The sequence below is a fragment of the Streptomyces sp. YS415 genome (assembly GCF_023544665.1).
In the GTDB taxonomy this organism is placed as follows: Bacteria; Actinomycetota; Actinomycetes; order Streptomycetales; family Streptomycetaceae; genus Streptomyces.
This window is the reverse complement of record NZ_JAMJFL010000036.1, coordinates 1-24,576: the sequence shown is the minus strand read 5'-3', so window position 1 is coordinate 24,576 and position 24,576 is coordinate 1. Positions and strand designations below refer to the sequence as shown.

The 24,576-nt window shown below is 70.7% G+C and carries 22 protein-coding genes; 14 read left to right on the top strand and 8 right to left on the bottom strand.

Features of this window, described 5'->3' with window-relative positions; genetic code table 11:
* Positions 1-36: 36 nt before the first annotated feature.
* On the top strand, positions 37-612 hold the full coding sequence (locus M8H82_RS31670) for a TetR/AcrR family transcriptional regulator (protein ID WP_250078539.1): 576 nt from the start codon (positions 37-39) through the stop codon (positions 610-612).
* On the opposite strand, the gene M8H82_RS31665 is transcribed toward M8H82_RS31670, so the two are convergent.
* Together M8H82_RS31665 and M8H82_RS31660 are read right to left on the bottom strand one after the other, a co-directional pair.
* Positions 590-985 carry a RidA family protein gene (locus tag M8H82_RS31665; RefSeq protein ID WP_250078538.1) on the bottom strand — a complete coding sequence of 132 codons (396 nt, stop codon included), beginning with the start codon at positions 983-985 and terminating at the stop codon, positions 590-592. The two genes, M8H82_RS31670 and M8H82_RS31665, sit on opposite strands and share 23 nt — an antisense overlap.
* Complete coding sequence (locus tag M8H82_RS31660; RefSeq protein ID WP_250078537.1) at positions 982-1,788, bottom strand: NAD(P)-dependent oxidoreductase; 807 nt, start codon at positions 1,786-1,788, stop codon at positions 982-984. Before M8H82_RS31660 ends, M8H82_RS31665 begins: the two co-directional genes overlap by 4 nt.
* 50 nt (positions 1,789-1,838) lie before the next feature.
* Here M8H82_RS31660 and M8H82_RS31655 point away from each other — a divergent pair, with 50 nt between their 5' ends.
* Positions 1,839-2,780, top strand: coding sequence for a LysR family transcriptional regulator (locus M8H82_RS31655; RefSeq protein WP_250078536.1), 942 nt, complete (start codon positions 1,839-1,841; stop codon positions 2,778-2,780).
* A gap of 79 nt (positions 2,781-2,859) precedes the next feature.
* Positions 2,860-4,071 carry a pyroglutamyl peptidase gene (locus tag M8H82_RS31650; RefSeq protein ID WP_374211726.1) on the top strand — a complete coding sequence of 404 codons (1,212 nt, stop codon included), beginning with the start codon at positions 2,860-2,862 and terminating at the stop codon, positions 4,069-4,071.
* On the opposite strand, the gene M8H82_RS31645 is transcribed toward M8H82_RS31650, so the two are convergent.
* A complete protein-coding gene (locus tag M8H82_RS31645; RefSeq protein ID WP_250078534.1) occupies positions 4,061-4,852 on the bottom strand; it encodes an EI24 domain-containing protein in 792 nt (263 codons plus the stop codon). The two genes, M8H82_RS31650 and M8H82_RS31645, sit on opposite strands and share 11 nt — an antisense overlap.
* A 196-nt stretch (positions 4,853-5,048) precedes the next feature.
* Between M8H82_RS31645 and M8H82_RS31640 the strand changes: the two genes are divergently transcribed.
* Positions 5,049-7,553 carry a M14 family zinc carboxypeptidase gene (locus tag M8H82_RS31640; RefSeq protein ID WP_250078533.1) on the top strand — a complete coding sequence of 835 codons (2,505 nt, stop codon included), beginning with the start codon at positions 5,049-5,051 and terminating at the stop codon, positions 7,551-7,553.
* Positions 7,554-7,572: 19 nt separating this feature from the next.
* Positions 7,573-8,724, top strand: coding sequence for a serine hydrolase domain-containing protein (locus M8H82_RS31635; protein ID WP_250078532.1), 1,152 nt, complete (start codon positions 7,573-7,575; stop codon positions 8,722-8,724).
* A 60-nt stretch (positions 8,725-8,784) separates the two neighbouring features.
* Here the strand turns inward: M8H82_RS31635 and M8H82_RS31630 are convergent, their stop codons facing one another.
* Positions 8,785-9,204 (bottom strand): organic hydroperoxide resistance protein, encoded by a 420-nt coding sequence (locus tag M8H82_RS31630; RefSeq protein ID WP_250078531.1) that lies wholly within the window; start codon positions 9,202-9,204, stop codon positions 8,785-8,787.
* Between the two features lie 97 nt (positions 9,205-9,301).
* Positions 9,302-10,324, bottom strand: coding sequence for an NADP-dependent oxidoreductase (locus M8H82_RS31625; RefSeq protein ID WP_250078530.1), 1,023 nt, complete (start codon positions 10,322-10,324; stop codon positions 9,302-9,304).
* A 90-nt stretch (positions 10,325-10,414) separates the two neighbouring features.
* Between M8H82_RS31625 and M8H82_RS31620 the strand changes: the two genes are divergently transcribed.
* Positions 10,415-10,852, top strand: a complete 438-nt coding sequence (locus tag M8H82_RS31620; protein WP_250078529.1) for a MarR family winged helix-turn-helix transcriptional regulator — start codon at positions 10,415-10,417, stop codon at positions 10,850-10,852.
* 57 nt (positions 10,853-10,909) lie between these two features.
* Here the strand turns inward: M8H82_RS31620 and M8H82_RS31615 are convergent, their stop codons facing one another.
* On the bottom strand, positions 10,910-11,686 hold the full coding sequence (locus M8H82_RS31615; protein ID WP_250078528.1) for a hypothetical protein: 777 nt from the start codon (positions 11,684-11,686) through the stop codon (positions 10,910-10,912).
* Positions 11,687-11,965: 279 nt separating this feature from the next.
* Here M8H82_RS31615 and M8H82_RS31610 point away from each other — a divergent pair, with 279 nt between their 5' ends.
* The 8 genes from M8H82_RS31610 (at position 11,966) to M8H82_RS31575 (ending at position 22,050) form a co-directional block, all read left to right on the top strand.
* Positions 11,966-13,126 (top strand): mandelate racemase/muconate lactonizing enzyme family protein, encoded by a 1,161-nt coding sequence (locus tag M8H82_RS31610; protein WP_250078527.1) that lies wholly within the window; start codon positions 11,966-11,968, stop codon positions 13,124-13,126.
* Entirely contained in the window at positions 13,123-14,127 is a 1,005-nt protein-coding gene (locus M8H82_RS31605; protein ID WP_250078526.1) for an alcohol dehydrogenase catalytic domain-containing protein, read from the top strand. The genes M8H82_RS31610 and M8H82_RS31605 overlap by 4 nt, the downstream gene beginning before the upstream one ends.
* A gap of 113 nt (positions 14,128-14,240) precedes the next feature.
* Positions 14,241-15,209, top strand: coding sequence for a hypothetical protein (locus M8H82_RS31600; RefSeq protein ID WP_250078525.1), 969 nt, complete (start codon positions 14,241-14,243; stop codon positions 15,207-15,209).
* A gap of 87 nt (positions 15,210-15,296) precedes the next feature.
* On the top strand, positions 15,297-16,406 hold the full coding sequence (gene chvE / locus M8H82_RS31595; protein WP_250078524.1) for a multiple monosaccharide ABC transporter substrate-binding protein: 1,110 nt from the start codon (positions 15,297-15,299) through the stop codon (positions 16,404-16,406).
* Positions 16,407-16,442: 36 nt separating this feature from the next.
* On the top strand, positions 16,443-17,993 hold the full coding sequence (gene mmsA, locus M8H82_RS31590; RefSeq protein ID WP_250078523.1) for a multiple monosaccharide ABC transporter ATP-binding protein: 1,551 nt from the start codon (positions 16,443-16,445) through the stop codon (positions 17,991-17,993).
* A complete protein-coding gene (gene mmsB, locus M8H82_RS31585) occupies positions 17,990-19,234 on the top strand; it encodes a multiple monosaccharide ABC transporter permease (RefSeq protein WP_250078522.1) in 1,245 nt (414 codons plus the stop codon). The genes mmsA and mmsB overlap by 4 nt, the downstream gene beginning before the upstream one ends.
* Before the next feature lie 55 nt (positions 19,235-19,289).
* Positions 19,290-20,435: an aldose epimerase family protein gene (locus M8H82_RS31580; protein WP_250078521.1), complete on the top strand. Its 1,146-nt coding sequence runs from the start codon at positions 19,290-19,292 to the stop codon at positions 20,433-20,435.
* 139 nt (positions 20,436-20,574) lie between these two features.
* Positions 20,575-22,050: a histidinol-phosphate transaminase gene (locus M8H82_RS31575; RefSeq protein ID WP_250078520.1), complete on the top strand. Its 1,476-nt coding sequence runs from the start codon at positions 20,575-20,577 to the stop codon at positions 22,048-22,050.
* Between the two features lie 71 nt (positions 22,051-22,121).
* Here the strand turns inward: M8H82_RS31575 and M8H82_RS31570 are convergent, their stop codons facing one another.
* Together M8H82_RS31570 and M8H82_RS31565 are read right to left on the bottom strand one after the other, a co-directional pair.
* The gene (locus tag M8H82_RS31570; protein ID WP_250078519.1) at positions 22,122-23,555 is read right to left on the bottom strand and encodes a family 43 glycosylhydrolase; all 1,434 of its coding nucleotides are present in this window, start codon (positions 23,553-23,555) and stop codon (positions 22,122-22,124) included.
* Positions 23,537-24,535, bottom strand: coding sequence for an arabinan endo-1,5-alpha-L-arabinosidase (locus M8H82_RS31565; RefSeq protein WP_250078583.1), 999 nt, complete (start codon positions 24,533-24,535; stop codon positions 23,537-23,539). The genes M8H82_RS31570 and M8H82_RS31565 overlap by 19 nt, the downstream gene beginning before the upstream one ends.
* Positions 24,536-24,576 lie beyond the last annotated feature (41 nt).

Below are 24,576 nucleotides of genomic sequence, written 5' to 3'. Positions count from 1 at the left end.
GTTTCGTTATTCTGCTGTAACATTGGAGGTCCGTCGATGCCGTACGGTGACGCCATGAACGCGAGGGTCAGGAGTCAGGAGCGCCGCGCCGAGATCGTGCGGGCGGCCCTGGCGGTGATCGCCGAGCGCGGTTACCGGGGCGCCAGCCTCGCCGCGGTGGCGGAGCGGGTGGGGCTCACCCAGCAGGGACTGCTGCACTACTTCCCGACGAAGGACGCGCTGCTGGTCGCCGTGCTCACCGACCGCGACCAGTGGGACGCGCTGCCGGACACCCGGTGGCGGGTCGACCTGCTGACGTCGCTGGTGGAGTACAACGCCATGCGGCCCGGCATCATCCAGACCTTCTCGGCGCTGCTCGGCGAGAGCGTCACCGAGGGCCATCCGGCCCGCGAGTACTTCACGCGGCGCTACACCCGCGTCCGCGCCGGCATGGCGGAGGTGCTGCGCGCCGAGTACGGCGACCGGCTGCCGAACGGCCTCACCCCCGAGCGCACCGCGCCGCTGCTGGTGGCCGTCATGGACGGGCTGCAGTACCAGTGGCTGCTGGACCCGGAGTCGGTGGACATGCCGGGCGCGTTCCGCGACTTCCTCACCCTGCTGGGCGAGGAGTGACCGCGGCCACCACCTCGATCTCGATCATCGCCTCCGGCCGGAACAGCTTCGGCACCTCGAAGGTCATGCTGGTCGGCGGCGTCCCGGTGATCAACTCCCGGCGGACGGCGGCGTATTCGGCGAGCCGGGAGATGTCGGTGAGGTAGGTCCGGATGCTGATGATGTCGGCCAGGGTCGCGCCGTGCGCGCCGAGGAGGGCCTCCAGGGTCGCGAAGACGCCCCGGCTCTGCTCGGCCAGCGTCCGGCCCTCGGCGATCTGGCCCGAGACGAACAACAGCGCGCTGCCGTCGGCGTGTTCGACCCGGGCGACCTGCGAGTAGGCGGGGCTGTAGGGCTGGGGGGCGTCGGCGGGGTTGTCGAGGGTGACCTTCATGCGGTGCTCCCGGCTCGGATGCGGAGTGCTGCTGCGGAGAGATCGGCGTCGGGGACACCGGCTGTGCGGTACTGCTCCCGTACGGCTTCCAGGACCGGCAGCCGCACCGCCGCGGTGGCCAACTCGACGTCCTTCAGGGCCAGTCCGGTGCTGAAGTGCACCCCCTCGGCGAAGGCGCGGGCGACCGCTCCGCCGAGCGGGCCGGCGGCCAGGGCGCCCCGGGCGACGGTGTCGTCGAGGCCGAGGGCGTCGGCCAGGCGCAGTGTCTCGGCGACCAGGGCGACGCCGCCGACGACGGCCGAGTTGGCGACGAGCTTGAGCGCGGCGCCGCTGCCGAGGGGGCCGGTGCGGACGACCTCGCCGAGCACCGCGAGCACGCCGAGCACGCCGTCCGCCGCGCCGCCCGCCAGGATCCGCAGCCCCCCCGAGGCCGCCTTGTCCGTGCTCCCCAGCACGGGCGCGTCGACGAGGGTCGCCGCGGAGCCGAGGCGGACGGCCAACTCCCGTACCGCGCCGGGTCCGACGGTCGACATGTCGATCCAGTGGGTGCCGGGACGCAGGGCGGGCACGGCGGCGTCCGCGACCGCGGCGAGGGCCCCCGGACCGGCGAGCATCGTGACGACGACCTCGGCGTCCCGCACCGCGTCGGCCGGGCTTGCGGCCAGCGCCGCGCCCGCGGCGCCGAGCGGAGCGGCCTTCGCCGCCGTGCGGTTCCAGACGGTCAACGGGTGCCCGGCGGCGAGGAGTCGACGGGCCATGGGCGCGCCCATGTGCCCGAGCCCGAGAAAGGCGATCTTCTGCATGCCGACGACGCTAGGTCCGTCGGCATCGATGCGACAAGCGAATGTCTAGCATGGCTGCCATGCCGAATCAGCATCACGCGAGCGCTCCCGACCTGTCGACCGTCTGGCTCCGGGTCTTCCTGGAGGTCGCCCGGCACGGCTCCTTCACCGTCGCCGCCCGCACCCTCGGCTGGACCCAGTCGGCGGTGTCCCGGCAGATCTCCGCCCTGGAGGGGGCGCTCGGCGGGGCCCCGCTGTTCGACCGGCTGCCCCGGGGCGTACGGCTCACCGAGGCCGGACGGATCCTCGTCCCGTACGCCGAGTCCGTCACCGAGGCCCTGCACGGCGCCGGACGGGAGCTGGCGGCCCTGCGCCAGGCGGCCGGCGGACGGCTCCGGTTCGGTGCCTTCGCCACCGCCGACGCGGCCCTGGTGCCGCAGGCGCTGGCCGCGTTCCGGGCCCGGCACCCGCGGGTGCGCGTCTCCCGCGAGGAGGGCCGCACCCCGGCCCTGCTGGACCGCCTCACCGCCGGGCAGCTCGACCTCGCGGTGGTCTCCACGACGGGCGGCGCCCCACTGGAGGCGTACGACCTGCACCACCTCCTCGACGAGTCGCTGTACGTGGCGGTCCCGGCCGGTCACGAGCTGGCGGGCCGGGGCCCGGTGCGCCTGGCCCGGCTCGCCGACGCCGACTGGATCTCCGGCAGCCCGCGCCCCGAGGGCACCCTGCTGGACGCGGCCCTGCGCCAGGACTTCCGGCCCCGGGTGGCCCACGTCGTCGGCGAGTGGACCGCCAAGCAGGGGTACGTCGCCGCCGGCCTCGGCGTGACCCTGGTCCCGGCGCTGGCGGCGGCGTCCGTACGCCCCGACATCGCCCTCCTCCCGGTGCTCGACGAGGACGCGCCCAGGCGGGCCGTGTACGCGGCGACGGCCCGGGGGCGCTCGCTCACCCCGGCCGGTGCGGCGTTCCTGGCGGCGCTGCGCGAGGCGGCGGGGACGGTTCCGGCGCCGTGAAGCGGGGAAGCGGGCTATCACCACGCCCCTCCACCGCACCGGAAGGACCCGAAACCCCTTGAACTCCATACGAGTTGGGATGTGCGCCCTGGGACTGGCGCTGGCCGCCACGCTGACCGCCCCCACCAGCGCGACCGCCGCGGAGTCACCCACCGTCGAGGAGCAGCGGCTCGACCGCGCGGTGCCGCAGGAGATCCTGCGGCGCTCCGGATTCGACGCCCTGACCGCGCGGTTCGCGCGCGAGCTGGCCGGGGCGCGCTCCTACGCGCAGGCCCGCGCCGTCGTCGTACGCGAAGGGTCCGCGCTGTGGCGGCGGGCCGTCGAGCGGGCGCAGGGGCGGGGGCCCGGGGCCGGGGAGCTGAGCCGGGACGACGACCGGCCGCTGTACTGGGCGCGGCTGGGGATGACGCGGGAGGTGCGGTCCTGGGAGCCGGGATTCGGGCTCTCCGCGGCACAGCGGGCCGAACTGCTGGGGCAGTTGGAGCGGACCTCGCGCGGGCAGACCGCGATCCGCTTTCCGCACGGCAAGGGGCTGAAGCGGATTCTGCTCACCGGGTTCGACCCGTTCACGCTGGACCGGGACATCCGGATCTCCAACCCGTCCGGGGCGACCGCGCTCGCGCTCGACGGGACGGTGATCGAGACCGCGCAGGGGCCCGCGCGGATCGAGACCGCCGTGTTCCCGGTGCGCTGGCGGGACTTCACCGACGGAACCGTGGAGCGGACGCTGCGGCCGTATCTCCGGGGCGTCGATCTGCTCACCACCGTGAGCCAGGGGCGGGTCGGCCGGTTCGACATCGAGCGGACCAACGGGGCCTGGCGGGGCGGCTTCCCGGACAACGACACCATCGGCCGTACCGAGACGGTCCCGGTGAGCGATCCGGCCTCGCAGCCGCAGTGGACGACGACGACCCTGCCGTACGAGCGGATCGTGGCCGCGGCGGCCGGGCCGTTCCCCGTCCACGACAACACCGCCGTGACCGAGATCCCGGCGGGAGGGACGGAGCCGGTGGTGCGGCCGGAGGGGCCGACGGCGGGGTCCACCGCGCGGGCCGGGGGCGGCGGGAACTACCTGTCCAACGAGATCGCCTACCGGGCGACGCTGCTGCGGGACCGGCTCGGGCTGCACGAGACGCTGCCCGCCGGGCATGTGCACACGCCCGTGCTGCAGTTCGCGGCCGGCAACACCTCCGAGGTCACCGACCCCGAGTTCGTGCGCAACCGGCTGGACATCATCGCCCAGGTACGGGCGATCCTGACGGCCGCGATGAGCGGGCCCGTCACGCGCTGACGCCCTTGTGCGCCCCCTCGCCGTTCTCCCCCAGGCTCTCCTCGCCGAGAAGGTCACGCGCCATGAGGGTGGCCCCGGCCACCGCGCCCGGCATCAGGAAGATCGCGACGAACGGCACCACGAAGGCGACGGCGAGGGGCGTGCCGAAGCCCCACACCAGGGTCTTGCGGGAGCGCAGCAGGCGCAGCCGGTCCCGGGCCTCGACCCGGCGGCGCTGCAGGGCGACCGAGGTGAGCTCCTCGGTGAGGAAGAAGCCGGTGACGACGAACCCGATCACCGGTACGACCGTCTGCCCGACGACCGGGACGAAGCCCGCGGCGAAGAGCAGGACGCCCCAGAGCAGGGCCCGTACGACGATCCGGAGGCTGTCGCGGGCCGAGATCCACAGCTCCCGCCACAGCGGCAGCCCCGACTCGGGGGCGGTGCCGTCCGGGGAGACGTCCCGGTCGACCTTCTCGGAGAGGTTCTCGTAGAAGGGCTGGCCGATCAGGAGCGTGACCGCGGTGAAGGTGATGGCGGTGAGAAGGAGGGCGAGGGCGAAGAGCAGGCCGGTCAGGAAGCCGCGGAAGAGACCGAGCCACGGGTTCGACCAGTCGTCGGCGAACGGCGTCGACCAGGCGACCAGGTCGTCGCCCCACAGCACGAGACAGACGAGCGCCGCCGCGTACAGCACGAGTGTGATCAGGCCGGGAACCAGCCCGAAGCCGTACTGCTTGCCGTGCCGGGCCACCCACCGCTGGCCCTTCAGGAAATAGCGGAAACCCACCCCAAGATCGCGCATGACCGCACTCTATCGGCAACGGCGGGTCACCTTACGGCCACGGCTGCCGCCACCCGGACGCACCACGGGCGGCCCCGCCCGGCGTCCCCGGATACGCCATCCGGGGCCGTGGGGGCGCCAACTCCCTCTTGTTGTAGTTGAGTCGAACAGGTACACCTCGCCGTACCGATCTCAGGAAGTCCCGGAGGAGGTACGTGTGCGCACCGCGAGAACCGTCCCCGTGCTCGCCCTAGTGACCGTCGGATCCCTGTTCCTCACCCCGCACAGCGCCGTGGCCGACCGGCCCGCGCCCACCCGGGAGCGCGCCGCCCCCGACGACCGGGCCGCCCGCACCCCGCAGAGCGCCGCCCAGCGGGCCCTGGCCGGGCACGCCCCCGCCCTGGACCGGACCGTGCGCGGCTACCCGCGCGAGCAGGTCCTGGCCCCCGACCCCGAGAACCCGGCCGACAAGTCCCTCAAGCTGGGCCTCACCCCGTACCACGCCATCGCGCCGAAGCTGAACGCCCTGCAACGGCTCGGCGACCGGGTGAGCGTGGAGATCGCGGGCCGTTCGGCCGGCGGGCACCGCCTGTACCTGGTCACGGTCACCGCTCCGGAGACCCACCAGCAGGCCCGTGCCCAGGAGCGGATGCGCGACCTCATCGAGAACGCGCCCAGGACAGCCGCCAAGTCCCCCGAGATCAAGAAGAGCTACAAGACCCCTGTCTTCGTCAACAACAACATCCACGGCAACGAGTGGGAGGGCACCGACGCCTCCCTGCGCCTGATCGAGCGGCTCGCCACGGCGGACGACCGCGCCACCCGGGACCTTCTCGCCCGCAACCGCCTCTACTTCAACGTCACCGCGAACCCGGACGGGCGGATCGCGGGCGCCCGGGCCAACGCCGGCGGCTTCGACCTGAACCGTGACTTCGTGACCGCCTCGCAGCCCGAGACGCGGGCGATGCGGCAGATCCTGCTCGACAAGCAGCCGGCCGTCATGCTCGACCTGCACGGCTACGTCAACGGCACCCTCATCGAGCCCACCACTCCCCCGCACGGCGAGAACTACGAGTACGACCTGTTCCTGAAGAACACCTACGCCAACGCCCTCGGCATGGAGGCCGCGGTCAACGGCCTCGGCTACACCCCCCAGCGGGACGGCGTGCAGCCCGCGCAGATCCCGTTCCGGGACCAGGAGGAGGGCTGGGACGACTGGCCGCCGATCTTCACCCCGCAGTACGCCGCCTTCCACGGCACGGTCGCCGCGCACACGGTGGAGATCCCGCTGCGGGTGAACAACACCGCCTACGACACCCTCCCGGCCGAGGAGTTGCGCCGCCGGTCCGCGATCAACGTCGCCGTCGCCGGTGCCGCGCTGGACGCGACCCTCGACTTCGCCCGCGCGCAGCGGACTTCGCTGATCGCCGACCAGATCGAGGTCTTCCGCCGGGGAGCGGCCGGCGCCGCCCAGGTGCCGGTCTCCGCGGAGACGGTCCCCGGTGTCCCCGGGATCGGACCCGAGGACGTCTACACGACCACCTTCCCCCGCGCCTACGTCATCCCCGGCGCCACCACCGCCGCGGCCCGCCTGGTCGACCACCTGATCGCCAACGACGTCCGCGTCACCCGGGCCACCCACTCCTTCCGGCTGGCCGGGAGGACGTACCCGAAGGGCGCGTACGTCGTCGATCTGCACCAGCCCAAGCGCGGCATGGCGAACGTCCTGCTGGCCGACGGGCGGGACATCAGCGACAAGGTGTCGGCGATGTACGACATCTCCGGCTGGAGCCTCGGCAGGCTGTGGGGCGCCGACGTGCATCCGGTGACCTCCACAAGCCTGAAGGGCCTGCCCCTGCGGGCCGTGGGCGAGGCCGCGCCCGTCGGCCGGGTCGCCCCGCGCGGCGACCTGCGGCTGCGGCTGACCGACCCGAACGAGGTGGCCGCGCTCAACCACCTGCTCCGCCAGGGCGTTCCGGTACGGCAGGCCGCGGACGGCACCGCGCTCGTGCCGGGCTCGGCGCGGGCGCAGGCGGCGAAGGCGGCCCGGCGGTACGACGTCGTCCTCGACACGGCCCGGCTCGGCGGCGGCACCGCACTGCGCCCGGTGCGGGTGGCGGCGGCCGTGACGGCGGGCGAGCTGTTCGCGCTGCGGGAGATGAACTTCGACGTCGTGCCGGTCTCCACGGCCGTGCTCAACGCGGGATTCGACTGGTCCTCGGTGGACGTGCTGTTCGTGTCGGCGGGCCTGGACCACGCGGGCCTCACCCCGGCCGCCCGCACCGCCCTGGACGCCTTCCTCGCCGGGCACGGGCTCGTCGGGCGGGGCACCGTGGGCGCCGCGCTCAACACGGCGGCCGGACTGCCGGCGGCCACGCCGGTGGAGGGCAACCCGAACGCCAACGGCGTGGTGCGGCTGGTGAGTTCGGGCGGCGGCCCGGATTACGGGTTCGTGTACGCGCCGGTGTGGTTCACCGATCTCGGGCCCGGGATGCGGGTGGAGCAGTCGTACGCGACCGGGAATCCGCTGCTGTCCGGGCACTGGCGGCCGGACGAGGACGGCTCGGGCGGGCCGGCGGACGCGGCGGGCCGGGCGGCGGTGGTCAGCGGGGAGCGGGCCGTGCTGTTCGGCACCGAGCCGCTTTTCCGGGATCATCCCAAGGGAGAATTCGCCCAGGTGGGAAGGGCGCTGTTCACCATGGCACACGCGCACAGCGGTTAGTCGAGTACGAGGAGAGCGGATGACGCTGGAGATCCACGGCACCGTCGCGGACGGGTTCGAGGCGGTGCGCGAGGCGTTCGCCGCGTGCGTCGCGGAGGAACGGCCCGACTACGAGGGGCAGTTGTGCGCGTACGTGCACGGCCGCAGGGTCGTCGACCTGTGGGCCGGGGACGGCGCGGACGGGGAGTCGCTGTACGGCGTGTTCTCCTCGACCAAGGGGGCCGCCCATCTGGTGGTCGCTCTCCTCGTCCAGGACGGCACCCTCGAACTGGACCGCAAGGTCACCTACTACTGGCCCGAGTTCGCCGCCGAGGGCAAGGGCGGTCTCACCCTGCGCGACCTGCTCGCGCACCGGGCGGGCCTGGTGGGCCTGGACGCCGGGTTCACCGCGGAGGAGCTGGCCGACGACCGGGCCATCGCGGAACGGCTCGCCGACCAGCGGCCGTTCTGGCGTCCGGGCACCGCCTTCGGCTATCACGCCCTGGTCATCGGGGCGCTGACCGGCGAGGTCGTCCGCCGGGCCACGGGCCGTACGCTGCAGGAGGTGTACGAGGAGCGGGTGCGCGCGCCGTACGGGCTCGACTTCTTCCTGGGTCTGCCCGCCGCCCTGGAACCCCGCTTCCGCCCGGTCCAGCCGATGGCGCCGACGCCGACGCAGCAGGCGCTGCTGGACGCGACGCCGAAGGGCCCGCACACGCTCTCCTCGATCGCCTTCAACACCCATGTGCCGGAACCGGGTGAGCTGGTCGACCACGCCAACTCCCGTACCGTGCGCACCAAGGGCCCGGCCTCCGCGGGCGGAGTGGCCGCCGCCCGCGGACTCGCCGGGATGTACGCGGCGGCGATCAGCGAGGTGGACGGACGGCCTCCGCTGCTGAAGCCGGACACGGTCGCCGAGGTCGGCCAGATCCACTCCGCCGGCTACGACCTGGTCGCCCGCGCGCACAAGGCGTTCGGCCTGGGTTTCCAGGCCACCGCGGACGTCTGGTACCCCTTCCTGGGCGCCGGCGCCTTCGGCCACAGCGGCGCCGGCGGCTCCCAGGCCTTCGCCGACCCCCGCAGCGGCCTGGCCTACGGCTACACCAGGCGCCGCTGCGCCTTCCCGGGCGGGGCGGCCCCGGAGAACGTACGGCTGGTGCGGGCGGTGCACACGGCGGCCCTCGCGGTCTGACACGGGCGAAGGCCGCACCCCGGGTCCAGGGGTGCGGCCTTTCGTACGCAAGGACCTGCGTCAGGCCAGCGTCACGCTGATGTTCCCCCGCGTCGCCTTCGAGTAGGGGCACACCTCGTGGGCCTTCTTCAGCAGGCTCTGCGCCGTCTCCGCGTCCACGTTCGGGATGCTCGCCGAGATCTCGACGATCAGCCCGAAGCCGTCGTCGTTCTTGCCGATGCCGACCTTCGCGGTGACGGTCGAGCCGGAGATGTCGGCCCTCTCCTGGCGAGCGACGACGCCGAGCGCGCCCTGGAAGCAGGCGCTGTACCCGGCGGCGAACAGCTGCTCCGGGTTGGTGCCGGCGCCGCTGCCGCCCATCTCCTCCGGGGGGTTCACGACGACGTCGAGCTTGCCGTCGTCGGTGGCGACCCGGCCGTCGCGGCCGTTCTCGGCGGTGGCGACGGCGGTGTACAGGACATCGGTCTGCTGGATGGCCATGCGGTGTCTTCTCCTCCTCGGTCCGCCGCGACTCGCGCCCACGATCGACGGCGGTTTCGGAAAGAAGTTACCGCATACCGGAAAGCGGCAGAAGAGCTCAGAGCTTGACGATCATCTTTCCGGTGTTGTCGCCGCGCAGGACCCCGAGGAACGCCTCCAGGTTGTTCTCGATGCCCTCGACGACCGTCTCGCGGTACTTCAGCTCGCCCGAGGCGACCCAGGGGCCGACCTCCTGGACGAACTGCGGCTGGAGGTCGTAGTGGTCGCCGACCAGGAAGCCCTCGATGCGGCCGCGGGTCTGGATGAGGCGGGCGAGGTTGCGGGGACCGGGGGCGGCCTCGGTGTTGTTGTAGACGGAGATCATTCCGCAGACCGCGATACGGCCGTCGCGGTTGAGCCGGCCGATGGCGGCCTCCAGGTGGTCGCCGCCGACGTTGTCGAAGTACACGTCGATCCCGTCCGGGGCGGCCTCCTTCAGCTGCTGTGCGACCGGGCCGTTCTTGTAGTTGAAGGCGGCGTCGAAGCCGTACTCCTCGACGAGCAGCTTGACCTTGTCGTCGGAGCCGGCCGAGCCGATCACCCGGGAGGCGCCCTTGAGCCGGGCGATCTGGCCGACCTGGCTGCCCACGGCGCCCGCGGCGCCGGAGACGAAGACCGCGTCGCCCTCCTTGAAGGAGGCGGTGCGCAGCAGGCCCGCGTAGGCGGTGAGGCCGGTCATGCCGAGGACGCCGAGATACGTCGACAGCGGCGCGGCGTCCGCGTCGACCTTGACCGTCTGCGCGGCGCCGACGGTGGCGTACTCGCGCCAGCCGCCGAAGTGCAGGACGTGGTCGCCGGGGGCGATGCCGTCGACGTTCGAGGCGAGCACCTCGCCGACGGCGCCGCCCTGCATGGCCTTGCCCAGCTCGAAGGGGGCGACGTAGGACTTGGCGTCGCTCATCCGGCCGCGCATGTACGGGTCGACCGAGAGGTACGCGTTGCGCACCAGGACCTCGTCCGGTCCGGGCTGCCGGATCTCCGCCTCCACGAGGGCGAAGTCCTCGGGCTTGGGCCAGCCGACCGGACGGCTGAGCAGGTGCCACTCACGGCTGACGGCGGGGAGGGCGGGGGATGCGGACATGACGGGTGACCTTCCTGAATACTTCAGTACCTGAAACAACCATGCTCCTGAATATTTCAGGAAGTCAAGTAACCGGTTACGCTGGTTGCCATGGCCACACCGCACACGCCCGACCGCCCCGATGAGCTGACCATGGAGGTCGTCGACCTGATCGGGTCCGTGGTGGCGCGGTACCACGAGGAGTACGAAGAGGCGGCCGGCACGCATGCGCTGACCGGGGCGCAGGCCCGGCTGCTGGGGCTGCTGTCGCTGGAGCCCCTGCCCATGCGGAAGCTGGCGCAGCGGCTCAAGTGCGAGCCGTCGAACGTGACCGGGATCGTCGACCGGCTGGAGTCACGGGGACTGGTGGAGCGGCGGCCCGATCCCGCGGACCGGCGCGTGAAGGTCGCGGCGGCGACCGAGGAGGGGCGGCGGGTCGCCCGGGACCTGCGGGAGTCGCTGCGGTTCGCCCGGGAGCCGCTCGCGGGGCTCTCCGAGGACGAGCGGCTGGCGCTGCGGGATCTGCTGCGGCGGATGCTGCGGTCCTGATAGGGGGCGCGGCCTTCACCTCAGCCGTGCGGTCCTCAGCCGGCCGGGCCCCTCACCTCAGCCGCACCACCACAGGAAGCGTGTGCACGTCTCCTCCGGGTCCGGCTCGGGTTCCTGGGTCGTCGGGGCGGCCGTCGGCGTGGGGTCCGGGGCCTCCGTGGTGGGCTCCGGGGCCTGGGAGGTCTCGGGGACCGCTCCGTCCGTCTCCGACGACTGGGCGTCCTTCGTCGGCTTGTCCTCCGGCTGCTCCGACTCCTCGGCCTTCTCGGACTCCGACGGTGACGGCGACGGGGAGGCGGAGGTGCTCGGGGACGCCGTGGCCGGTGCGCCCGTGGTGTCGCTGACCGGCTCCGCCGCCTCGGCCACCTCCTCCTCGGCGCCGCCGTCCGTCGAGGTGTCGCCCGCCGCGGCCGGGGCGGGGGACGAGCCCGGGGCGTCCAGACCGAGTTCGGCCAGGCTCAGGCCGCCGGCGGCGAGCAGGAAGCCGGCCGTGACGAGCAGGGTGCGGCGGCGACGGCGGCGGTGCGCGGCCGCCTTGCGGTCGCGACGGCTGGCGCCGGGGCCACTCTCGGGCGGGTCCTCGCCGGTCCCGGGCCCGGCGGTGTCCGCGCCGCGTGCGCCCCGGGCCGTCCGGCGGGCCGCCGCCCGGCCCCCGGCCCCCGCGCCCACCGCGACCGGCTCCGGCGCGTGCTCGGCCTCCTCGTACGCGTCGTACGCGGCCGGCTGCGGGTCCTCCTCGCTCGGGTACGCGGGGAGTTGGCGGGCCGGTGCGCCGCAGCCCGGGCAGGCGAGGGCGCCGTTCAGGTGCCGTCGGCACGGGTGGCAGTAGTCCATGACGCGGGAAGACTAAGTTCCGGGGAGATCACGTTCATAGGGCAGCCTGTGAAAGTTGTGTGCGGAACTACCCGTTCCGGCGCACCCGTTGAGGTATACGCCCCATCCGTCACCGATGCCGCACCGAAAGCCGTGTCGAAAGCGGTGTCGAAACCGTTATGCGTGCGACCCATTGACACCCCCGCCACCCCCTCCCTACTGTCACGTCAGCATTTCGAACGTGTGTCGAAATATCGAACACACACTCATGAGCCGACGACGCAGCAAGGGACAACTGCCGTGCGCATCACCGGAATCAGCACACACGTGGTCGGAACGCCGTGGCGCAACCTGACCTATGTACAGGTGCACACCGACGAGGGAATCACCGGAGTCGGCGAGACCCGGATGCTGGGCCACACCGACGCGCTGATCGGCTATCTGCGAGAGGCCGAGGCCAACCACATTCTCGGCTCCGACCCGTTCGCCACGGAAGACCTCGTGCGCCGCATGAAGTACGGCGACTACGGCCGCGCGGGCGAGATCGTGATGTCCGGGATCGCCGTCATCGAGATGGCCTGCTGGGACATCAAGGGCAAGGCGCTCGGGGTGCCGGTCTGGCAGCTCCTGGGCGGCAAGGTCACCGACCGGGTCAAGGCGTACGCCAACGGCTGGTACACCACCGAGCGGACGCCCGAGGCGTACCACAAGGCCGCCCAGGGGGTCATGGAGCGCGGGTACAAGGCGCTGAAGATCGACCCCTTCGGCACCGGGCACTTCGAACTGGACCACGAGCAGACCCTGTACGCCGTCTCCCTCATCGAGGCGGTGCGGGACGCCATCGGTCCGGACGCGGAGCTGATGCTGGAGATGCACGGCCGGTTCTCGCCGGCCACCGCCGTCCGGCTCGCCCACGAGCTCGCGCCCTTCAAGCCGGCCTGGCTGGAGGAGCCCTGCCCGCCGGAGAACCTGAAGGCGCTGGAGAAGGTGGCCGCCAAGGTGGACATCCCCCTCGCCACCGGTGAGCGGATCCACGACCGGATCGAGTTCCGGGAGCTCTTCGAGAGCCAGGCCGTCGACATCATCCAGCCCGACGTCGGTCACATCGGCGGCATCTGGGAGACGCGCAAGCTCGCCGCCACCGCCGAGACCCACTACATGCTGGTCGCCCCGCACAACGTGGGCGGGTCCGTGCTGACCGCGGCCTCCCTCCAGGTCGGCTTCAGCTCCCCCAACTTCAAGATCCTCGAGCACTTCAACGACTTCGCGGACTCCGAGATCAAGAAGGTCGTCAAGGGCGCTCCGCAGGTCGTGGACGGCTACTTCCACCTCTCCGATGCCCCCGGTCTCGGCGTCGAGCTGGACGTCGACGCCGCCGCCGAGTTCCCGCAGCAGCAGGCCCGGTTCGACCTGTGGGCCGAGGGCTGGGAGCGGCGCCAGCCGAAGGGCACCCAGAAGTGAGCAGCGCCGTCGTCGTCGAGGCGCCCGGCGAGCACCGGCTGGCCGAGCACACGCCGCGCGAGCCCGGTCCCGGGGAGGCGCTGGTGCGCGTCCACGCGGTCGGCATCTGCGGCAGCGACCGCGAGGTGTACCAGGGCAACCGGCCCGAGGGGTACGTGCGGTACCCGCTCACCCCGGGCCACGAGTGGTCCGGGACCGTGCAGGGGGTCGGCGCCGGGGTGCCCGGGTCCCTCGTCGGCCGCAAGGTCGTCGGGGAGGGCTTTCGCAACTGCCAGGTCTGCGACCGCTGCCACGCCGGTGAGACCACGCTGTGCACCGCCGGGTACGAGGAGACCGGGTTCACCCAGCCCGGCGCGATGGCCACCACGCTCACCCTGCCGGCCCGGCTGCTGCACGTGCTGCGCGACGACTGCGATCTGACCGCCGCCGCCCTGCTGGAGCCCGCCGCCTGCATCGCCGCCGCGGCGATCAAGGCGAACGCCCGCCCCGGCGAGCGGGTCGCGGTGGTCGGCACCGGGACGCTCGGCATGTTCGCCGTGCAGTTCCTGCGTGCCGGGTCACCGGGCGAGCTGCTGGTGGTCGGCACCCGGCGGGACCGGGAGGCGCTGTCGCGGGAGTTCGGCGCCACCGACTTCCGTACCCGGGACGAGGACCTGCCCGGCAGCTTCGACGTGGTCATCGAGACCGCCGGGTCGGCGTCCGCCGCGCGCACCGCGGCCTCCCTGCTCCGGCGCGGCGGACGGCTGGTCCTGACGGGGATCCCGGCGCCGGGCGCCGAGGGTCTGGACCCGACGGACCTGGTCGTACGGCAGCTGGAGGTGCACACCGTCTTCGGCGCCCCGCCGGACGCCTGGGCGCACACCGCGCGGGTGTTCGCGGCCGGGCTGCTCGATCCGCTGCCGCTGGTCACGCACGAGCTGCCGCTGGAGGGGTTCGCGCGCGCCATCGAGCTGGTCGGGTCCGGCGATCCCAAGGTCGGGAAAGTCCTGCTGCGCCCCTAGCCGTGCGCCGGTGCGAGGGCGACCTGACGGCCCCCGCACCGGCGTACACCCAAGCCTTTGCCGTACCCAGAGCCGCGAACTCCGTCCGAAATACCGAACAAGAAGGACAGCTTGTGACCGACGCTTCCGCCACGGCAGCCCGTCGACCCGGTGAGCAGGCGCTCGCCGCCCTCGGCCTGGGCGCGCCCGACCTCTCCCCCGCCGACGCCTCGCCCCACACGTTCCCGGGCGGCGGCCGCTGGCGCACCGAGATTCCCTCGTGCGAGGGTCCCGAAGCGCTGGCCGTTGTCCTGAAGGAAGCCTCGCGTCTCGACGTGCCGATCCACCGGATCAGCCAGGGCAGCGGCGTGTGGATGCTGACCGACGCCGAGATCACCGAGATGGTCGAGGCCACCGGCGAACGCGACATCGAGCTCTGCCTGTTCACGGGCCCGCGCGGCACCTGGGACATCGGCGGCTCCACCCGGACCGACTCCCGGGGCGCGGGGCTGCGGGCCCGCGGCCACGACGCGGTGGCCGGCTGCGTCGAGGACGCCGTGCGCGCCACCGAACTGGGCGTGAAGTGCCTGCTCGTGGCCGACGAGGGCGTCCTGTGGACCCTGCACCGGGCGCGCGCCGCCGGGATCCTCCCGGCCGACACCACGCTCAAGGTGAGCGCGCTGATCGGCCCGGTCAACCCGGCCGCCTACGCGGTCTACGAGCGGCTCGGCGCCGACTCGGTCAACGTGCCCAGCGATCTGACGCTGCAGCACCTCACCGAGATCCGGCGGGTCTCCGCGGCCCCCATGGACATGTACATCGAGGCCCCCGACGATCTCGGCGGTTATGTCCGGATGTACGAGGTCGCCGAGCTCATCCGGCGCGGCGCTCCGCTGTACCTGAAGTTCGGCCTGTCCAAGACGCCCGGGATCTACCCCTACGGCCACCACCTGCGGGAGCTCACGCTGACCACCGCCAAGGAACGGGTGCGGCGGGGACGGCTGGCGCTGGACCTGCTCGCCCGGCACGGGGCCGACGGGGACATGGCTCCGCTCGGCTCACGACTGCCCGGGGATCTTCGACGTTTCGAAACATATTCATAAAGGTTTCGGCGTCCCCTTCACAGAAGACGACGCAGTCAAACAGAATCCCACACACCCAGCCGTGCTGAGACATCAAGGAAGATGACTATGCGCAACCGCAGAGCCGCTCTCGCCGCGATAGCCACCGCCGCCTCCCTCGCCCTGACCCTGACCGCGTGCGGCCAGGACAGCGAGGGCGGCAGCGAAGAGGGCAAGGGCAGCACCGAAGGTGCCACCATCGGCATCGCGATGCCGACCAAGTCCTCCGAGCGCTGGATCGCCGACGGCAAGAACGTCGAGACGCACCTGAAGGACATGGGCTACAAGACCAAGCTGGTCTACGGGGAGGACGACCCCGACCAGCAGGTCTCGCAGATCGAGAACCTGATCACGCAGGGCGTGAAGGCGCTGATCGTGGCGGCCATCGACAACAAGTCGATGAACAACGTCCTGCAGCAGGCCAAGGAAGCCGACATCCCGGTCATCTCCTACGACCGCCTGATCCTGGGCACCGAGAACGTCGACTACTACGCCTCCTTCGACAACGAGAAGGTCGGCGAGCTGCAGGCCGGCTACATCGTGGAGAAGCTCGGCCTGAAGGACGGCTCGGAGAAGGGCCCGTTCAACATCGAGCTGTTCGCCGGCTCCAACGACGACAACAACACCCGCTACTTCTTCCAGGGCGCGATGAACGTCCTGCAGCCGTACATCGACAAGAAGCAGCTCGTCGTCCGCTCGGGCCAGACCAACCTGACCCAGGTCACCACCCTGCGCTGGGACGGCGGCACCGCCCAGAAGCGCATGGACGACATCCTGACCTCGGCCTACAAGTCCGAGCGGGTCGACGCGGTGCTCTCGCCGTACGACGGCATCTCCATCGGCATCCTGTCGGCGCTGAAGTCGGACGACTACGGCTCCAAGTCCAAGCCGCTGCCGATCGTCACCGGCCAGGACGCCGAGGTCGCCTCGGTGAAGTCGATCATCGCCGACGAGCAGTCGATGACCGTCTACAAGGACACCCGCGAGCTGGCCAAGGTCGCCTCCAACATGGTCGACGCGGTGCTCAACGACAAGAAGCCCGAGGTCAACGACGAGGAGACCTACGACAACGGCTCCAAGGTCGTGCCCGCCTTCCTGCTGGAGCCGGTCAGCGTCGACAAGGAGAACTACCAGAAGGTCGTCGTCGACTCCGGCTACATCAAGGAAAGCGACCTTTAAGAAACCGCCGGCACCCACTGATTGGAAGGCACGACCATGGCGGGACCCGTCCTGGAAATGCGCTCGATCGTCAAGACCTTTCCCGGCGTCAAGGCGCTGTCGGACGTCACTCTGACCGTCCGGCAGGGCGAGGTCCATGCCATCTGCGGGGAGAACGGCGCCGGCAAGTCGACCCTGATGAAGGTCCTCTCCGGCGTCCACCCGCACGGCACGTACGAGGGCGAGATCCTCTTCGAGGGAGAGGCCTGCGAGTTCAAGGACATCCGGGCCAGCGAGCAGCACGGCATCGTGATCATCCACCAGGAACTCGCGCTGATCCCCTACCTGTCCATCGCCGAGAACATCTTCCTCGGCAACGAGCACGCCACCCGCGGGATCATCAGCTGGACCGAGACGCTCCGGCACGCCACCGAGCTGCTGCGCCGGGTCGGGCTGAGCGATCACCCCGACACCCGCGTCGCCGACATCGGTGTCGGCAAGCAGCAGCTGGTGGAGATCGCCAAGGCGCTCTCGAAGAAGGTGAAGCTGCTCATCCTGGATGAGCCGACCGCAGCCCTGAACGACGAGGACAGCGGCAAACTCCTCGATCTGATCCTGGAGTTGAAGAAGCAGGGCATCACCTCGATCATCATCTCGCACAAGCTGAACGAGATCCGCAAGGTCGCGGACTCGGTGACGATCCTGCGCGACGGCCGGACCATCGAGACCCTCGATGTGAAGGCCGAGGGGACCACCGAGGACCGGATCATCAGCGGGATGGTCGGCCGCGACCTGGAGCACCGCTTCCCCGAGCGGACTCCGCACCAGCCGGAGGAGGGCGCGGCGCCGGCCCTGGAGATCCGCAACTGGACCGTGCACCACCCGATCGACCAGCAGCGCAAGGTCGTCGACGACGTGTCGATCGAGGTGCGGCGCGGCGAGATCGTCGGCATCGCCGGCCTGATGGGCGCGGGCCGCACCGAACTGGCGATGAGCGTCTTCGGGCGGACCTACGGCCGGTACGCGGGCGGCACGGTCCTCAAGGACGGCACCGAGATCCGTACCAAGTCCGTCCCCGAGGCGGTCAAGCACGGCATCGCCTACGTCACCGAGGACCGCAAGCACTACGGCCTCAACCTCATCGACACCATCAACCGCAACATCTCGCTCAGCGCGCTGGGCAAGGTCGCCAAACGGGGCGTGGTGGACGAGCACGAGGAGCGGCAGGTCGCCGAGGGCTTCCGCAAGTCGATGAACATCAAGGCGCCCACCGTCTTCGAACCGGTCGGCAAGCTGTCGGGCGGCAACCAGCAGAAGGTCGTCCTCAGCAAGTGGATCTTCGCGGGTCCCGATGTGCTGATCCTGGACGAGCCGACGCGTGGCATCGATGTCGGCGCCAAGTACGAGATCTACACCGTCATCGACCAGTTGGCCGCCCAGGGCAAGGCGGTCGTCTTCATCTCCTCCGAGCTGCCGGAACTGCTCGGCATGTGCGACCGCATCTACACGATGGCCGCGGGGCGGCTGACCGGTGAGTTCTCGCGGGCCGAGGCCTCGCAGGAATCGCTGATGCGCCAGATGACCAAGGACAAAGAGGTATCCCGATGAGCACGGATGTGACCGCGAAGACGCCGGCCCCGGCGCCGCCCGGCAAGGGCGGCTCGGCCACCGGCGACGGACTGTTCCAGCTGGTGCTGGACGGCATGCGCCGCAATATGCGCCAGTACGGCATGCTGTTCGCGCTCGGTCTGATCGTGGTGCTGTTCGCCGTCTGGACCGACGGTGACCTGCTGCTGCCCCGCAACGTCTCCAACCTGGTGCTCCAGAACAGCTACATCCTGATCCTCGCGATCGGCATGATGCTGGTGATCATCGCGGGCCATATCGACCTGTCGGTGGGATCCCTGACGGCGTTCATCGGGTCCATGGCCGCCGTGTTCATGGTCAAGAACGATCTGCCCTGGCCGGTCGCCGTCATCCTCTGCCTGGCCATGGGCGCGATCGCGGGCGCGGTACAAGGGTTCTTCATCGCCTACGGCGGCATACCCTCCTTCATCGTCACCCTCGCGGGCATGCTGATCTTCCGCGGTCTGACCGAGATCTTCCTGGAGGGCCAGACCCTCGGCCCGTTCCCGGAGGGGCTGCAGAAGGTCTCCAACGGCTTCATGCCCGAGATCGGCCCCAACACCAACTACCACAACCTCACCCTGTTGCTCGGGTTCGCGCTGATCGCGTTCGTGATCTTCCAGGAGTACCGCGACCGGCGCCGCCAGCAGGAGTTCGCACTGGAGGTCGCACCCCGCAACCTCTTCCTGCTCAAGCTGGTCGCGCTGGGCGCCGCCATCCTCACCCTGACGATGCTGCTCGCCAGCTACAAGGGCGCCCCGTACGTCCTGTTGGTCCTCGGGGTGCTGCTGGTCGGCTTCGGCTACCTCATGCGCAACGCGATCATCGGCCGCCACATCTACGCCATCGGCGGCAACCTGCCCGCGGCCAAGCTGTCGGGTGTGAAGGACAAGAAGGTCACCTTCCTGGTCTTCCTGAACATGGGCATGCTCGCGGCCCTGGCGGGTCTGGTCTTCGCCGCCCGCTTCAACGCGGCCTCGCCCAAGGCCGGCCTCAACTTCGAACTGGAGGCGATCGCCGCCGCGTTCATCGGCGGCGCGTCGATGAGCGGCGGTGTCGGCACGGTGCTCGGCGCCATCATCGGCGGCCTGGTCCTGGGCGTGCTGAACAACGGTATGAACCTCGTCGGCATCGGCACCGACTGGCAGCAGGTCATCAAGGGCCTGGTCCTGCTGGCGGCGGTCGGGTTCGACGTGTGGAACAAGCGCAAGGTCGGTTCGTAAGTCAGCTCGGGCCCCGCCGGAAGGCGGGGCCCGCTTCCTTTGCAGGAGCCGCAACATGGAACTGAGCAGACGTACCGTCATCGCCGGGGCCGCAGCCGCCGGTGTCACCGCCGCCATGAGCGGCACGGCCCATGCCACAGGGGGACACAAGCCGGTGAAGTCGCTCTTCGGCAAGCTCGCCGACGGCACGAAGATCCACCGCTGGTCGCTGGAGAACGGGGGGACCCGGCTGAAGGTCCTCTCCTACGGCGGCATCGTCCAGTCCCTGGAGATCCCCGACCGGCGCGGCCGCCGGACGAACGTCTCGCTGGGCTTCGACACCATCGAGGAGTACGTCGCCTCCAGCCCCTACTTCGGCGCCCTGATCGGCCGCTACGGCAACCGCATCGGCAAGGGCCGCTTCACCCTGGACGGCAAGGACTACCAGCTGTCCGTCAACGACGGCGAGAACAGCCTGCACGGCGGGTCCAAGGGATTCGACAAGGTCGTCTGGGACGTCGAGCCGTTCACCAAGGGCTCGGACGTCGGCCTGTACCTCCACTACACCTCCGCCGACGGCGAGATGGGCTACCCCGGCACGCTGCGGACGAAGGTGACGTACACCCTCACCCGCTCCGGCGACTGGCGCATCGACTACGAGGCCACCACCGACAAGGCCACCGTCGTCAACCTCACCAGCCACGTCTACTGGAACCTGGCCGGCGAGTCCAGCGGCACCATCTACGACCACGAGCTGTCCATCGCCGGCTCCCGCTACACGCCGGTCGACTCGGGGCTGATCCCCACGGGCGAACTGGCCAAGGTGGCCGGCACCCCCTTCGACTTCCGTCGCACCAAGACCGTCGGCGAGGACATCCGCGTCCCGCACCAGCAGTTGCTGTACGGCAAGGGCATCGACCACAACTGGGTGCTCGACAAGGGCATCACCGCCAAGCCGGAGTGGGTGGCGACACTGCGGGACCCCTCCTCCGGCCGCACCATGAAGATCGCCACCACCGAGCCGGGGCTGCAGTTCTACTCGGGCAACTTCCTCGACGGCACCCTGGTCGGCAGCGGCGGCTCCATCTACCGCCAGGGCGACGCCCTGTGCCTGGAGACGCAGCACTTCCCGGACTCGCCGAACCAGCCGTCGTTCCCGTCCACCACCCTGCGCCCCGGCCAGACGTACCGGACGACAACGGTGCACTCCTTCAGCGCCTGAGCCGCTGAGCGACTGAGCCCTCACGGCGTGTTCACAACTTCCCGACAAATTCACAGAGGTTGAACAGCGCCACACAGGCATCCGTATCCCTGGGTGGCCCGTGCTCCCCCGCGCGGGCCACCCGGACCCGGAGGTTGCCTTGGCTGAGAACGTCACCTCGCTGTTCCGCAGCACGGCGGCGCACAGCCCCTCGATGGCCGCGCTGACCCGTGAAGGCGGTGAGGGTGCCGGGCCGATCGACTTCTGCATCCCGTGCAACCCGTACTTCCCCACACCCGCCATGTTCGACGACATGGCAGGCCGGCTGCGCGACATCATCACGTACTACCCGAGCAGCGCCGACACCATCACGGCCGAGCTCTGCAACCTCCTCCAACTCCCCCCGCAGGCCGTCGCGATGGGCAACGGCTCGACCGAGCTGATCACCTGGATCGACCATCTGCTGGTGCGGGAGTCCCTGGCCGTCCCCGTCCCCACCTTCGGCCGCTGGACCGACCAGCCCATGGAGACCGGCAAGCGGGTCGACATGTTCCCGCTCCAGGAGTCCAGCGGCTTCGCCCTCGACCTCGCGCAGTACGCCGAGTTCATCCGGGCCCGCGGCACGCGTGTCGCGGTGATCTGCAACCCCAACAACCCCGACGGCGGTTTCCTGCACCGGCACTCCGTCGTGCAGTTCATGGACGCCATGGCCGACCTCGACCTCGTCGTCATCGACGAGTCGTTCCTGGAGTTCGCCGACGCGGAGGCCGAGCCGTCGGTCGTGCAGGAGGCGATGCTGCGGCCCAACGTGGTCGTGCTGCGCAGCCTCGGCAAGAACTTCGGCCTGCACGGCGTACGGTTCGGCTACCTGGTCGCGAACCCGGCGCTCGCGGGGCGCGTCCGCTCGATGCTCCCCAAGTGGAACCTCAACGCCTTCGCCGAGCACGTGGTGTTCATGCTGAAGAACCACGGCCAGGAGTACGCGGAGAGCCTGCACCAGGTGCGCCGGGACCGGCTGGACATGGCGAGCCAGCTGGCCTCGCTGCCCGGGCTCACGGTCTACCCCTCGCAGGGCAACTTCCTCTTCGTACGGCTGCCCGTCGGCGCCGAAGGCACGGTCGTGCGGGACCGGCTGCTCACCGAGCACCGGATCCTGGTCCGTGAGTGCGGCAACAAGATCGGTTCGTCCAGCCGCTTCCTGAGACTCGTGGTGCGCCCCCAGGTGGACGTGCGTCGCCTGGTGTCCAGCCTGGAACAGGTGCTCTACGGGACCAGGAGGGGAGCGGCCGCCGTGCCCGAGCTGGCTAACGGGACCAGCTACAGCTCGGGTACGGCGGCCGTGGACCGGTTGGTGGGGTCCACGAACGGGGCGGGTATGGCGATGCCGATGCCTCCGGCGGCGGTACCGGCTCCGGTGGCTGTACCAGCTCCGGCACCGATGCCTATACCCGCGCCGATGCCTATGCCTGCGCCCATGCCTGCGGCGGCGGCTTTCGAGCCTACGCCGCCTGGGGTTCCTGCCCGGGGTGGGCTTACGGCGGCGCAGGTTCGTGGGACGACGGGGCCCGGGCTGACCCCTGCGCCGGCCACGGGGTGGCCGAGTGGCGGGTGGCCCAACGCCGCTGGAATGGGGTGAACCTGTTGTCTGGCGAGTGCAGGTGCGTCGTGGTCGGTCGCGCAGTTCCCCGCGCCCCTGGGTAGCTCCGTCTACCCCGCGTTTACGTGCCACTGTTGGCAGTTGTTGGACAGCCATGCCCACTGGCGTACGTCCGCTCCGTCTGCCGTGCCGCAGTTCGTCACGTCCGCCACCCCCCCGCTCGCCTGGTTGACGATCCGGACGTAGCCGTCGGTTGTCGCGACGAAGCGGAAACGCTGGCAAGCGTTGTTCAGCCAGGACCACTGGCGCAGGTCGGCGCCGTCGGCCGCGGAGCAGTTCTCGGTGTCGAGGACCTTGCCGGTGCCGACGTTCACGAGCCGGTGGGTGTCGTCGCCCAGGTCCTCCAGGCGCCAGCGCTGGTTGGTGCCGCCGTTGCACGTCCACTGCTGGACATTGGCGCCGTCCGCCGTCGAACCGCCGGCCACGTCCAGGCACTTGCCGCTGTTGCGGTTGCTGAGGGTGTACGTGGTCGACGCGGATGCCGGTTCCCCCGAGGGGCCCGCCAGGCTCGCGCCCAGGGCCACCGGGGTGCCGAGGTTCGGCGAACCGTCGGCGTTCCAGGTGAACTTCTGCGCCCTGGTCGTACGGCCGTTGTCGCAGCCCTCGGACGCCGCGTCGTTGGCGTGGTAGACGATCCAGTTCTCCGTGCCGTCCGGCGAGGTGAAGAAGCCGTGGTGGCCGGGGCCGTACACGCCCGCCGCGTCGTTGCGCTGGAAGACCGGCGTGGGCTTCTTCGTCCAGGCGGCGGCGGACAGCGGGTCGGAGCCGGTGAGTCTGAGCTGGCCGAGTTTGTAGTCGGGCGTCCAGCAGCCGCTCGCCGAGTAGACGAGGTAGGTCTGACCGCCCCGCTGGAGGAGCTCGGGCCCCTCGTTCACGGTGCCGCCCGACCGCTCCCAGTCGTGGGTCGGCGTCGAGATCGTGGAGAAGCCCGTGGCCAGGGTGTACGGGTTGGACATCCGGGCCGCCACCAGGTTCTGCGTGCCTCCGCTCGCGCTGCCGAACAGATAGAGCCGGCCGTTGATCGTGCCGACGGTCGGGTCCAGCATCCAGGCCGAGTTGAGCTGGTTGCGGTAGGTGTAGGGGCCCATGGGGTCGGAGCCCGCGCTCTCCAGGACGTGCGTGCGCTGGGTCGGGACGTAGTCGGGGACGTTCTGTCCGGCCACGTAGTAGAGGTACCAGCGGCCGTCGAGGTAGTGCAGCTCCGGCGCCCAGATGTTGCAGCAGCGGGAGGCCGCGTCGCCCTGCCAGACCTGCACGCTGGGTGCGGTGGCGAGGCCGGCCAGGGTGGTGGACCTGCGGATGGTGATCCGGTCGGTCCAACTGGTCGTCACCAGGTAGTAGTTGCCGTTGTGGTACGAGATCCAGGGGTCGGCGCCCTTGACCGACTTCACGGGGTTGCTGAACGAGGCGGCACTGGCGGGGGTCTGTCCCAGGGCGAGCAGGAAGACCAGCGCGGCCAGCAGGGTCAGTACGCGACGGGCCATCCGCTGCTCCAGTTCAGGAGGTTGATGCCGAGCTTGGGCGTGCCGTTGTCCTGACCGTCGTAGTAGTGGTAGACGATCAGGTCGCCGTCGACGTCGTTCATGATCGACTGGCCGCCGGGGCCGATGTACCGGCCGTGGGACTCCAGCACGGGCGTCCCGCCGTTGTTCATCATCGGCACGCCGTTCCTGTCGTGGTACGGCCCGGTGACGCGGGTGGCGCGGCCGACCTTGACCTTGTACGTAGAGCTGGTGCCGGCGCAGCAGGTGTCGTACGAGGCGAACAGGTAGTAGTAGCCGTTGCGCTTGACGATGTACGGCGCTTCCACGGCCTTGGTTCCGGTCGGGCGGGAGGCGAGTGAGTAGCGGGTGGTGTTCGTGGAGAGCTGCTTGCCGGTGGCGGGGTCGAGCTGGATCATCTTCAGGCCGGTCCACCAACTGCCGAAGGACAGCCACCACTTGCCGTCGCTGTCGACGAAGAGGTTGGGGTCGATGGCGTTGTAGTCGCTGGCGGAGCCGGAGGTGTAGACGGTTCCCTGGTCCGTCCAGCTGCCCGGCCGGCCGGTGCCGGAGGTGGCGAGCCCGATCGCCGAGGTGTTGGAGCCGAACTTCGAGACGGAGTAGTACATCAGGTACCTGCCGCCGTGGTAGGAGATGTCCGGCGCCCAGGCCTCCGGTACGGAGGAGTACGCCGACCACCAGCCCGGGCGGGCGGAGAAGGCGTCGGCGCCTGCGGTGAAGGCGATGCGGTTGCCGGACGTCCTGGCGGCCAGGCCGCCGCCGGTGGCGTACAGCAGGTACTCGCCGGACGCGGTGCGGATCATCGTCGGGTCGTGGACGACGGTGGAGCCGGTGACGGTGCCGGGGTTGGGGTAGGCCGACGCGCTGGAGGGGATCAGGGCCAGCAGGACGGCTGCGGGAAGGGCGAGGAGAGCGGTTCTGGTGCGGCTCACGTGAACGCTCCTGTTCCGTATGTCGAACATCGATCGTCCCATCGGACGGAACGTAGAATCGAACCCCTTGC